This is a genomic window from Salipiger bermudensis, from assembly GCF_017309175.1.
GTDB lineage: Bacteria > Pseudomonadota > Alphaproteobacteria > Rhodobacterales > Rhodobacteraceae > Salipiger > Salipiger bermudensis.
Window position 1 is genome coordinate 239,830 of the sequence record NZ_JAEKJV010000006.1, and the last position, 11,944, is coordinate 251,773.

The following is an 11,944-nucleotide window of genomic DNA, read 5'->3' on the forward strand; positions in this document are numbered from 1 at the left end:
CTGACTTGGGGCGTGTTCCGGGCGTTTTCTGCAGGCATGCGACGACGTGCGGAGGAGTCGCAGCTGCCCGCAAATTGTCGTGCGTTATAGACATCGGAAGGCGCGCTGCAACCCCATACCGTTCGCGCTGACACGCCTTCGGGCGAAGAATTTTCGGACGAAAATTCTCCGTGCCTGACGTGGGGGCCGTCGCGGTCCGCGCTACTGGGCGGCCTGCATCATCCGGCCATCGCCTTGACCGCGAGAAAGGTAGTCACGGGTCACCGGCACCGCGTCCTGCCTGTGGGCGAGCTGGAGGTGGAAGACGCCCTGATACATCTCCTCGAAAGTCGCTTCACAAGCAACGAGATAGAAGCGCCACATGCGCACGAAGGTCTCGTCGTACATCTCGCGCACCTTGGGCAGTGCCGCCTCGAACCGCGCCCGCCAGTGGTGCAGGGTCGGGCCGTAATGGCCGCGCAGCACCTCGACATCGGTGGCCCAGAGTCCGGTCTTCTCGACCGAGGCCGAGACCTCCGAGAGCGAAGGGACATAGCCGCCGGGGAAGATGTACTTGTCGAGCCACATCGACGTGGGCTGCGGTTCAGACAGGTGGCCGATGGTGTGAATCAGGGCGATTCCATCCTCGGCGAGCAGCTCGTCGACCTTCGCGAAATAGGAATCGAGATGCGGGAAGCCGACATGCTCGAGCATGCCCACGCTGACGATCCGGTCGAAGGTTTCACCAACCTTTCGATAATCAAGCAGCCGGAACTCCACCTTGTCCGAGAGCCCCGCCTCCTCGGCCCGGGCCTGCGCCGTGGCGAGCTGGTTCTCCGACAGCGTCACCCCCACAACCCGCGCGCCGTAATCACGCGCCAGCGTCAGCGCCATGCCGCCCCAGCCACAGCCGATATCCAGCACCCTCATCCCCGGCGTGATCCGCAGCTTGCGGGCGATAAGATCCTTCTTCGCCGCCTGCGCCGCCTCGAGCGTCATGTCCGGGCGGGCGAAATAAGCGCAGCTGTACTGCATGTCCTCGTCGAGGAAGAGGCGGTAGAGATCGTCGGAGATATCGTAGTGATGCTGCACGTTCTTCTGCGACCGCAGCGGATTGTTGCGCTGCTCGATGCCGCGGGTCCAGCCGCGCAGCGCCTGCACCGTATCGAACCACCTGGGCATCGCGCCCGATTGCTGGTTGCGGATCAGCAGCGCCATGAACGGATAGAGCTGCTCTGGCGACACGTCGATGCGGCCATCCATGTAGCCTTCACCCAGCGCCAGCACCGGGCGCTGGCCAAGCTCGCGCACGATGCTCTCCTCGGTGAGCCGCACCTTGGCCTCGAGATCGCCGCCCGGCCCGTAGACGGTGATGCTTCCATCGGGCCATGTGACGCCCAGACGGCCCGTCACAACGAGTTTTGCCAACATCTTGTCGAGGACGGTTCTCCACATACCGGACCCCCTTTTTTGCAATGAATTCAGCCAAGCCTCACGCGGGGAAACGCACCGCGGGCATTAACCAAGGTTAACGCCTGCCGCCTTTTCGGCAAGATACCGGCCCCATTCGCTTGACTTCCGGCCCTTCGCGCGGTGTATCGGCGCCTAACTTTCCAGCAGCTTCCAAAGGGCTCCCGATATGCACGCCTACCGCACGCACACCTGCGCCGCGCTGACCAAGGAGAACGTCGGCGAGACCGTCCGTCTCTCGGGCTGGGTCCACCGCATCCGCGATCACGGCGGTATCCTGTTCATCGACCTGCGCGACCACTATGGCATGACGCAGGTGCTCTGCGATCCCGACAGCCCGGTCTTTGCCGAGGTCGAGAAGGTGCGCGCAGAGTGGTGCATCCGCATCGATGGCGTGGTCAAGGCACGCGACGCCGATCTGGTGAACCCGAAGCTCCCGACCGGCGAGATCGAGGTCTTCGTGCGCGACATCGAGGTGCTCGGCACCGCGAAGGAACTGCCGCTGATGGTCTTCGGCGAGCAGGAGTATCCCGAGGAAACCCGCCTGCGCTATCGCTACCTCGACCTGCGCCGCGAAGAGATGCAGCGCGCCATGACGCTGCGCTCGGACGTGGTCTCGTCGATGCGCCGCCGCATGTGGGACAAGGGCTTCCGCGAGTACCAGACCCCGATCATCACCGCCTCCTCGCCAGAGGGCGCGCGCGACTTCCTGGTGCCGAGCCGTCTGCACCCGGGCAAGTTCTACGCGCTGCCGCAGGCGCCGCAGCTGTTCAAGCAGCTGATCATGGTGTCGGGCTTCGACAAGTACTTCCAGATCGCACCCTGCTTCCGCGACGAGGACCCGCGCGCCGACCGCTCGCCCACCGACTTCTACCAGCTCGACATGGAGATGAGCTTCGTCTCCCAGCAGGACGTGTTCGACACGATCTCGCCGGTGATCGCGGGCATCTTTGAAGAGTTCGGCAAAGGCGCCAAGGTCGACGATCCGGCGAGCTGGCCGCAGATCCCCTATCACGAGGCGGCGCTGAAATACGGCACCGACAAGCCGGACCTGCGCAACCCGATCGAGATGCAGGACGTCTCCGAACATTTCCGCGGCTCGGGCTTCGCGATCTTCGCCAAGCTGCTCGAGCAGGACGGCACCGAGATCCGCGCCATCCCCGCCCCCACCGGCGGCTCGCGCAAGTTCTGCGACCGGATGAATGCCTTCGCCCAGAAAGAGGGTCTGCCCGGCATGGGCTATATCTTCTGGCGCGATCAGGGCAACGGCCTCGAGGCCGCAGGTCCGCTTGCCAAGAACATCGGCCCCGAGCGCACCGAGGCGATCCGCCAGCAGCTCGGCCTCGACGTGGGCGATGCGGCGTTCTTCCTCGGCGGCAAGCCCGCGGGCTTCCAGCGCGTGGCCGGCAAGGCGCGCGATGTGATCGGCGAAGAGCTGAACCTCACCGACAAGAACCGCTTCGCCTTCGCCTGGATCGTCGACTTCCCGATCTACGAGAAGGACGAGGAGACCGGCGCGATCGATTTCGAGCACAACCCGTTCTCGATGCCGCAGGGCGGTGCCGAGGCGCTGGACGGCGATCCGCTGGCGGTCAAGGGCTTCCAGTACGACCTCGCCTGCAACGGCTACGAGCTGGTCTCGGGCGCGATCCGGAACCACAAGCCCGAGGTCATGCTGAAGGCCTTCGAGATTGCCGGCTACGGTGAGGACGAAGTCAAGAAGCGCTTCGCCGGCCTCTACACCGCGTTCCAGTACGGCGCCCCGCCGCACGGTGGCTGCGCCGCCGGCATCGACCGCATCGTGATGCTGCTGGCCGGCACCTCGAACATCCGCGAGGTCATCATGTTCCCGATGAACCAGCGCGCCGAGGACCTGATGATGCAGGCCCCCTCCGAGCCGAGCTCGGATCAGCTCATGGAGCTGTCGCTGCGGGTCATCCCACAGGAGTGAGGCCGCACGCTTCGCACTGATGAAAGGGCGCCTGCGGGCGCCCTTTTTCGTGCCCGGCGCTGCGCTCCCGCAATTCTGCTTGCCAAACCCGTCGCCCCGCAGCATCTTCGCCCCCGGGCAGGCGATGGCGTCGCCGGTGCCGCCGAGGCACGCCCGCATCATCATCCGTCCTGCACGCCGGGACCTTGCTTTGCCACCGCGGCAGGGTCGGGTCCGACCCTCCGCGACTTCAAAGGAGGGCCTCACATGGACCGCCCCGCATTCTACCGTTTCCATCAGGGCGACCGCGTCCTGCCATTCGCATCCGAAGAGTATGACGCGCGCCTCAAGGGGCTGCGCGCCAGCATGCAGGCCGCAGGCCTGACCGCCTGCGTCTTCACCTCGATGCACAACATCGCCTATTACTCGGGCTTCCTCTATTGCAGCTTTGGCCGCCCCTACGCGCTGGTGGTCACCGAAACCGACAGCGTCACGATCAGCGCCGGCATCGACGCAGCACAGCCCTGGCGGCGCAGCCATGGCGACAACATCACCTATACCGACTGGGCCCGGAACAACTACTGGCGCGCGATCCGCTCAGTGACCGGCGAGGGCGCCGCCATCGGCTTCGAGGGCGATCACCTGACACTGGTTCAGCGCGACCTGCTGGACGCGTTCCTCAAGCCCTCGGAGACGCTGGATATCGCGCCTGCCACGATGCGCCAGCGGATGCACAAGTCCGCCGCCGAGATCGCCCTGATCCGGCAGGGTGCGCAGGTCGCCGATGTCGGCGGCTACGCCATCCGCGACGCGATCCGCGAAGGCGCGCGCGAGATCGACATCGCCATGGCCGGCCGCGACGCGATGGAGCTGGAGATCGCCAAGCGCTTCCCCGACGCCGAGTACCGCGACACCTGGGTCTGGTTCCAGTCGGGCATCAACACCGACGGCGCCCACAACCCGGTGACGTCGCGGGCGCTGAGACGTGGCGACATCTTGTCGCTCAACACCTTCCCGATGATCTCGGGCTACTACACCGCTCTGGAACGCACGCTGTTCGTGGGCGAAGTCGACGACGCCTCGCGCGAGATCTGGGAGGCGAACGTGGCGGCGCATGAATACGGCATGTCGCTCTTGAGGCCCGAGGCGAGCTGCGCCGAGGTCACGCAGGCGATCAACGCCTTCTTTGCCGAGCGCGACCTGCTGCAATACCGCACCTTCGGCTATGGCCACTCCTTCGGCGTGCTGTCGCATTACTACGGTCGCGAGGCGGGACTGGAGCTGCGCGAGGACATCGACACGGTGCTCGAGCCGGGCATGGTGATCTCGATGGAGCCGATGCTGACCCTTCCCGAAGGCCAGCCCGGCGCCGGCGGCTACCGCGAGCACGACATCCTCGTGATCACCGAGGACGGCAACGACAATATCACCGGCTATCCCTATGGGCCGGCGTTCAACGTGGTCGGCTGAAGCAGGATCTGGGGCGCTGCCCCCGTCCGCGCGCGGCGCGGACTCCCCCGGGATATTTTCAGCCAGAAGAGGCCCGGGGGAGAGCGCCCCTGGCTTCTCTTCGTCAAAAATACTCCCGCCGGAGGCAGGCCGACCGCTGCGGCCGGGCGCCGTCCCGCGATATCGCGATGGCTCGGGCCACCCGGGCGGGAGCAGAGACGCCCGGGCACGGCGGCGCGGGCCGGCTGGTCAGCCGCCGAAATTGGCCATGGCGTCGAAATCCATCGCCTCGAGCAGCATCTTGCGGGTGCCGGCCTCGGGGCCCTCGACCTGCAGAAGGATCCGGTTTTCGATCAGGCCCATGGTCTGGCTGTCCTGATGGGCGAATTTCTGGCGCCCGATGCGCTCGGTCTTCAGGCCCATGGCGCCAGCATTCATGATCATCGCGGACATGCTCGCGACCATCGGATTGTCGGCGAACATCTGCACCGTGTAGTTTTCTCCTTCCGGCGAGTTGTACTCGGCCTCGGCCGCCACGCCGCCCCCCATCATCGCCATCGCCGCGTTGGCCTCGGTGTCGACCTCGCGTGTCCAGCCCTCGGGGGCCTCGGGCAGGAAGGCGCCCAGCGCGTCGGTCTTCATCTCCAGAAGCTTCGAGCGGGCGTAGTCGAGCTCTTCCAGCGCGTATTGCACATCGCCCTCCTGGTAGGCGTCGAGTGCCGATTGCAGCGTTTCGGCGATCTCGTCGGCGGAGGCCGGGGCAGCGAGCAGCGCGAGGCTCGCAGGAAGCGCGAAAAGAAAGGTGCGGATCATGATATCTTGGCCTGAAATGGAATTGCGAACGGCGCAAAGGTGCCCCGCCAGCGGCCCGTCTGGCAAGATGCGGATTTCCCGACCGGGGCCAGGCCGGCACAGCGACGGTTGATTTTCACGCCCCCGGCAGGTCAGGTGAGGCAGGCCGCGCGAGGCCCGCCGGAGGATCCTGCCATGCTGGCACTGTTGCGATTGTTGGGAATCGGCTTCGTCGTGCTGACGGTGATCTATGCCGCCCTGTCGCTCTGGTCGCGCCGTGTTCGGCGTCGCAAGCTCGAGGCCGAGTGGGATGAGGCGCAAGGCCCGGGCGGGCGCGCGGCCTTCGTCGAGGCCGGGCTCGCGGAATACGATCAATCCCTGCGGCGCAAACTGATCCTGGGGGTGTATGTCGTTCCGCTTTGCCTTATTGGGCTGATCGTCTATCTGACCAATTTCCACTAGGAGGTCGTCATGCGCTACGTGAAATGGTCCATCATCGTGCTGTTCTGGGCGCTGGTCGCGGCCTTCCTGCACTACACCCTGCCGCAGCACGACATCGCGCGGATCAGTGACACCTACGAGAAGCGCATCGATCCGGGCGAGAACAGCCTGTTCTGGTCGAACGCCGCCACCGGTGAGACCCTCAACGTCACCGGCCGCGACGTGTTCTTCATCCAGACCCGGCTGAACGATGACGACGTGATGGTCTACCGCAACGAGGATACCGGCTGGGGCTGGCCGCCCTATTTCAAGTTCGACACAGCGAACCTGCAGGCCGAGGCCGCCGATTTGCGCTCCACCGCCGCCGCGCCGCAATGGGTGGTGATCCGGCATTACGGCTGGCGCAACGAGTTCCTCTCGGTCTACCCGAACGTGGTGAGCCTGCGCCCGGTGGACGGGCCCGACGTGCGCATCATCCCGTGGCTCAACATCATCCTCCTGACCCTGCTCGTCGCGGTGGTCTGGGCGCTCTACGTGCGCTGGCGGCGCTTCCGCCAGGCGCGCATCGACCCGGTGCTCGACGACATGGGCGACAATCTCGACGAGGCCGGCGGCCGCCTCAAGGGCTTCTTCCGCCGCAAGGGCTGAGCCTCAGCGCTTGCCGTAGTAGAGGCCGACCACGTGCTCGGCCTCTGCAAAGAACAGCCAGCGCGCGGTGAGTACCCCCGCAAGGTGACACGCAAGCGCCAGCAGGCCGAAGAGATGCGGCATCGGCAGTTGCAGCAACAGCACCGGCAACAGCACCATAAAAACCAGCGCGATGGAGCGCAGCTTCAGCGCGTGGCGGCGGGCCACCACGTAGACCATCTCGTCGAGCAGGTAGTTGCTGCCCGTGTGCGGCGGGAAGAGCGACCGTGGCACGCCCTGCTCACCGAGGCCTGTGGCGCTGGCAAGCGTGGTGCCCGAGCGCGCAAAGCGGCGGTCGCCGTCATACCAGACCCAGAACTGCAATGCCCCGGTCAGCAGCAGCAGGCCGCTGGCAATCTCCACCCGGCCCGAGAGCAGCGCACCCCCGCTCAGCGACAGCGCGATGAACAAGATCGGGGTCGACCAGTGGTACCAGCGCGGCACCGTGCGGAGCTGGGCATAGATCATCGCCGTTGCCGCGACCGTGGCCAGCGACAGCGCCGCGCTCAGCCAGCCGAGCGGCAACTGCGCGATCCCGAAGAGCAGGCCCAGCGCATGGAGCCCGGAGACGCCCAGCGCCAGCGCCGCGAGCCAGGCCTCGCGCGAGAGCCAGCTGGTGCGCCACTGGCGGAACGCCTTGAACGCCCGGTCGCGCCGACCGAGATGGAAGCTCGAGGCGGCGAGGCCCGACAGCGCCAGAGCATAGGCGATGGCGTAGAAAACGAAGGCCACCCAGCCCGTGAGCGGCGTCGGATCGACGCCAAGCCAGATCAAGAGCCCGAAGCCAAGCCCCGAGAGCGTGGTGAACAGGATGATCGACGGCGCCGGGTGCATCAGAGCTTCCCCAGCGTGCGGTCGAGCCAGCCCAGAAAGCCCTGCGGCTCCTCGGCCACCGGCTCGAGGAAGGGCGCCAGGACGTCGGTGTCCTCGCCCCAGCCATCGCGCGGTCGTGGGGGCAGGTACTTGTTGACCGGTTTCGTCCCCTGCTCGGGCATCAGATCAAGGCCGCCGCGCGCCGCGACCAGTTGCGACACATCGCTCTCCGGGTCGGCAAGGTCGCCGAAATGACGCGCCTCGGCCGGGCAGGTGCGCACGCAGGCGGGCACGCGATCTTCCTCGGGCAGGGCCTCGTTGTAGATGCGGTCGACGCAGAGGGTGCATTTCTTCATCACCCCGGCGGCGAGATCGAGCTCGCGCGCGCCATAGGGGCAGGCCCAGGCGCAGAGGCCACAGCCGATGCAGGCCTCTTCCTCGACCAGAACAATGCCGTCCTCGACCCGCTTGTAGCTGGCGCCCGTGGGGCAGACCGTGACGCAGGGCGCATCGTCGCAATGCAGGCAGGACTTGGGAAAATGCACGTGCTGTGCCGGGCCGCTCTCGGGCAGCACCTCGTAGCTGTGCACGCGGTTGAGGAAGGTGCCCTGCGGCGCCGCGCCCTGCGGGTCCTGATCCGACAGCGGCGCGCCATAGCCCTGATCGTTCCAGCCCTTGCAGGCGACAACGCAGGCGTGACAGCCGACGCAGGTGTCGAGGTCGATCACCAGCCCGAGCGTGCGCTCGGTTTTTTCGGGCAACGCGGTCATGCCACGCCCCGCGCGCGCGAGGTCAGCTCATCCAGGAGGGGGTGTCGATGGCGTAGACATGGGTCATGCCGCCTCCGACCCCGGCGCAATAGACCAGCGGCTTTCCGGCGCTCTGAGCCGCCAGCGCGCCAAGGCGCCAGGCTTCGTCCTCGTTGGCCAGAAGCGACGGCTCGGTCAGCAGATCCCAGCCCTCGCGCGCGCCCTCCAGCCGCATCCGCTGCGCCACTGAAAGCAGCTCCGGCTGGGTGTTCCACGCGGGCGGGAAGGCCCAGCTCCAGAGCCAGCTGTGGCTTGCGGCCCGCCACGAGGCGAGCAGTGCATAACGTGCGTACCAGCTGCGCCCCGAGACAGTGGTGAGCTTGAAGAGCTGGCGGTCGGGAAACACCTGCCACATACCGCCCGGGGCCGAGAGTCCGGTGTGCTCGAAAAGATCGGGAAGACGGTCGCGGCAGAAATCCTCGGCCCGCTGAAGCTGCGCCGCAAGCGCCGGGGCCACGGAGAGCTCGCGCGCCTGTTCGCGAAATGGACAGTAGGACCAGATCCCCTCGCCGGTATAGGCGCCGGTCCGATGCCCGGTGGGGTGTGTATCCTGTTCGTTCATCTGCTCTGCCCTGCCGTCTTTGCACGGGGAAGTTGCATGGAAATTGCGGCGGAAGTTTGGCCTTAATTTCGAAACAATGCGCAAATGAGAGGGCACAGGCACACGAAGACATCAACAATCCCCCGTATGGCGGCGGATCGGAGAGTGCATTGGGCCGAAAGCCGGCTGGCTTTCCTCTGGTGCGGCCGACTTTTCCAGTTTCACCCTCAGGTCGAACCACGCCGCCTGCCCGGTCACCGGGTCGGAATTGGCCCAGCGCAGCCCATCGCCGCGCTCGGGCAGCAATTCGTGGATCAGGTGGTTGAGCAGGAAGCCCCTGGTGGCCTCGGGCGCATCTGGATCGAGCGCCCACGCCCCCTTGCGCTTGCCGATGGCGTTCCACGTCCAGACCGTGCTGGGGTTGAGCGCTGCCATGTGCGCCGCCGGCACGGTGATGCCGCCATGGCTCGAGGTGACGCGTACCCAGTCGCCATCCTGCAGCCCGAGCTTCTGCCACCAGTAGGTCGGCAGGTAGAGCGGGTTCTGGCCGTGGATCTGGCGCAGCCACGCGTTCTGGCTGCCCCAGGAATGATACATCGCCATCGGGCGCTGGGTCAGCGCATGGACGGGGAACTCGGCCGGATCCTCGACTGCATCCGAGAGCGGCGCGTACCAGATCGGCAGAGGGTCGAGCGTGGCGCAGATGCGCCCCCGCAGGTGCTCGGGCGGCTGCTGAGGCCCGTGCCCCTCTGCGGCCAGCTGGAAGCGCCGCAGCGGCTCGCACCAGAGCTGGATCAGGTAGGGCTGCGGTGTCTCCGCGAGGCCGAATTCCACCGCCCAGTCTTGGTAGGCACGGTTCCAAGGCTTGTAATAGGCGGCCTCCGGCGGGACATGCGCGGTGAAGAAGCCACCATTGGCGATGTAGCTCTCGAGCTGCGCCGCGTTCGGCTCTCCACGCCCGTGGGTCAGCCCGGTCGGCCCCATGCGCCATCCGGCCAGCGGCCCGATGCCGGGCTTGCGCTCGTGGTTGGTGATGTAGTCGGCGTAATCGGCATAGCGGGCCGAGCCATCCGGCTCGGTCATGCCCGGAAGGCCCAGCCGCGCGCCAAGGTCGAGCAGCACCGACTGGAAGGGCCGCACGTCACGGTCGGGCGTCAGCACCGGCCAGCGGATCGCGTCCGCCGCTGCGTCGGGCTCCGAGATCGGCCTATCAAGCAGAGAAATGCAGTCGTGGCGCTCGAGATAGGTGGTGTCGGGCAGGATCAGGTCGGCATAGGCCACCATCTCCGAGCTGTAGGCGTCGGAGTAGATGATGCGCGGGATGATGTAGTCGCCGTCCTCGTCCTGCGCGGTGAGCATCTCCATGGTGCCGCGCGTGTTCATCGCCGAGTTCCACGCCATGTTGGCCATGTAGAGAAATAGCGTGTCGATGCGGTAGGGATCGCCCGCAGCGGCGTTCGAGATCACCATGTGCATGAGCCCGTGCGGCGAGAGCGGGTTCTCCCAGGTGAAGGCCTTGTCGATCCGCGCCGCGCTGCCGTCGTCCTGCAGCGCCAGATCCTCCGGCCCCTGCGGGTAGCCCAAATGCGGGCCCTCCAGCGGCTGGCCGGGGGTGGCGCGGAACTGCGGGCGCGGGTGCGCCTCTGCGGGCTTGGGATAGGGCGGCTTGAAGCGGAAGCTGCCGGGGGTCTCGACGGCGCCCAGCAGGCTTTGCAGCAGGTGCAGCGCGCGGGCGGTCTGGAAGCCGTTGGCATGGGCCGAGATGCCACGCATGGCGTGCACCGCCACAGGGCGGCCCGGCATGGTCTGGTGTTCGACGCCGCGGAAATCGGTCCACGGCCGGTCAAGCACCACCGGATCGTCAAAGGCGGCACGCGCCAGCTCCGCCGCCACACGCCGGATCTGCGCGGCAGAAACGCCGCAGCGCTCCGCCACTTTCTCGGGCGCGTAGGCGGGATCGAGATAGCGCTCGGCCAACTCGTGCATCACCGAGCGATGGGTGACCCCGGCGCGGCGCAGACGCCCGCGCAGGTCTGGCTCTACCCCCTCTCCATCCCACGGCGCGGGCTTGCCGGTGCGCCGGTCGAGGACAAGCGGACGCCCCTCGGTGTCGCGCAGGAAGAGGCCATGCGTCTCGGATCGCGGGTCACTGTCGAGCAGCACCGGCGCGTTGGTGAAGCGGGCGAGGAAGTCGAGGTCGATCTTGCCGGCGCGCAACAGCTCGTGCACCAGCGACAGGATGAACAGGCCGTCGGTGCCCGGGGTGATGCCGACCCATTCATCGGCGGTCGCGTTGTAGCCCGAGCGGATCGGGTTCACGCCGACGATCTTCGCCCCGCGCGCCTTGAGCTTGGCCAGCCCGAGCTTGATCGGGTTGCTGTCGTGATCCTCGGCCACCCCGAAGAGCAGCAGCAGCTTGGCGTGCTCCCAGTCGGGCGCGCCAAACTCCCAGAACGATCCACCCAGCGTGTAGATCCCCGCCGCCGCCATGTTGACCGAGCAGAATCCGCCATGCGCGGCAAAATTCGGCGTGCCGAACTGCTGCGCCCACCAGCCGGTGAAGCTTTGCGACTGATCGCGCCCGGTGAAGAAGGCAAGCTTTTCCGGCGCGCTTTCGCGCAGGGGCTTCAGCCACGACACCGCGGTCTCCAACGCCTCTTCCCAGCTGATCTCTTCGAAGTCCCCCGAGCCGCGTGGCCCGACCCGGCGCAGCGGCGCACGCAGGCGGGCCGGTGACATCACCTGCCTGATCCCGGCGGCGCCCTTGGCGCAGAGCACGCCGCGATTGATCGGGTGGTCGCGGTTGCCTTCGATGTAGGTGAGCCGCCCCTCTTTGAGGTGCACGTTGATGCCGCAACGGCAGGCGCACATGTAGCAGGTGGTCTGGCGCACCTCGTCCGAGATCTGCGGGCTCAGGTCGATGGTCGGCTGGTCGCTCATCCGCTGGCTGCTCTCCTTGCGGGAAAGCTAGGCCAGCGCTCGCACCCTGACCAGTGGCATTGCGGACACGGGCTGCGGCGTCGATGCCACAGT

At 66.8% G+C, this 11,944-nt stretch carries 10 protein-coding genes; 4 read left to right on the plus strand and 6 right to left on the minus strand.

The window, feature by feature from the left end; genetic code table 11:
- Positions 1–201 precede the first annotated feature (201 nt).
- The gene (locus tag JF542_RS10535; RefSeq protein ID WP_207075803.1) at positions 202–1,434 is read right to left on the minus strand and encodes an SAM-dependent methyltransferase; all 1,233 of its coding nucleotides are present in this window, start codon (positions 1,432–1,434) and stop codon (positions 202–204) included.
- 184 nt (positions 1,435–1,618) lie between these two features.
- Here JF542_RS10535 and aspS point away from each other — a divergent pair, with 184 nt between their 5' ends.
- Together aspS and JF542_RS10545 are read left to right on the plus strand one after the other, a co-directional pair.
- The gene (aspS, locus tag JF542_RS10540; protein ID WP_207075804.1) at positions 1,619–3,400 is read left to right on the plus strand and encodes an aspartate--tRNA ligase; all 1,782 of its coding nucleotides are present in this window, start codon (positions 1,619–1,621) and stop codon (positions 3,398–3,400) included.
- Positions 3,401–3,646: 246 nt separating this feature from the next.
- Positions 3,647–4,849, plus strand: coding sequence for an aminopeptidase P family protein (locus tag JF542_RS10545; protein ID WP_207075805.1), 1,203 nt, complete (start codon positions 3,647–3,649; stop codon positions 4,847–4,849).
- Positions 4,850–5,077: 228 nt separating this feature from the next.
- On the opposite strand, the gene JF542_RS10550 is transcribed toward JF542_RS10545, so the two are convergent.
- Positions 5,078–5,641 (minus strand): hypothetical protein, encoded by a 564-nt coding sequence (locus JF542_RS10550; protein WP_207075806.1) that lies wholly within the window; start codon positions 5,639–5,641, stop codon positions 5,078–5,080.
- Between the two features lie 174 nt (positions 5,642–5,815).
- Between JF542_RS10550 and JF542_RS10555 the strand changes: the two genes are divergently transcribed.
- Together JF542_RS10555 and JF542_RS10560 are read left to right on the plus strand one after the other, a co-directional pair.
- Complete coding sequence (locus tag JF542_RS10555) at positions 5,816–6,082, plus strand: hypothetical protein (RefSeq protein ID WP_007795393.1); 267 nt, start codon at positions 5,816–5,818, stop codon at positions 6,080–6,082.
- A 9-nt stretch (positions 6,083–6,091) separates the two neighbouring features.
- Complete coding sequence (locus JF542_RS10560; RefSeq protein WP_007795396.1) at positions 6,092–6,709, plus strand: DUF1523 family protein; 618 nt, start codon at positions 6,092–6,094, stop codon at positions 6,707–6,709.
- Between the two features lie 3 nt (positions 6,710–6,712).
- Here JF542_RS10560 and JF542_RS10565 read toward each other — a convergent pair whose 3' ends face one another.
- From JF542_RS10565 to JF542_RS10580, 4 genes are all read right to left on the minus strand, one after another.
- Positions 6,713–7,582 (minus strand): dimethyl sulfoxide reductase anchor subunit family protein, encoded by an 870-nt coding sequence (locus tag JF542_RS10565; RefSeq protein ID WP_207075807.1) that lies wholly within the window; start codon positions 7,580–7,582, stop codon positions 6,713–6,715.
- Positions 7,582–8,331 carry a 4Fe-4S dicluster domain-containing protein gene (locus JF542_RS10570; RefSeq protein ID WP_207075808.1) on the minus strand — a complete coding sequence of 250 codons (750 nt, stop codon included), beginning with the start codon at positions 8,329–8,331 and terminating at the stop codon, positions 7,582–7,584. The genes JF542_RS10565 and JF542_RS10570 overlap by 1 nt, the downstream gene beginning before the upstream one ends.
- Positions 8,332–8,353: 22 nt before the next feature.
- Positions 8,354–8,932, minus strand: coding sequence for a DUF6882 domain-containing protein (locus tag JF542_RS10575; protein WP_207075809.1), 579 nt, complete (start codon positions 8,930–8,932; stop codon positions 8,354–8,356).
- Positions 8,933–9,043: 111 nt separating this feature from the next.
- Positions 9,044–11,851 carry a molybdopterin oxidoreductase family protein gene (locus tag JF542_RS10580; RefSeq protein ID WP_207075810.1) on the minus strand — a complete coding sequence of 936 codons (2,808 nt, stop codon included), beginning with the start codon at positions 11,849–11,851 and terminating at the stop codon, positions 9,044–9,046.
- Between the last annotated feature and the right edge of the window lie 93 nt (positions 11,852–11,944).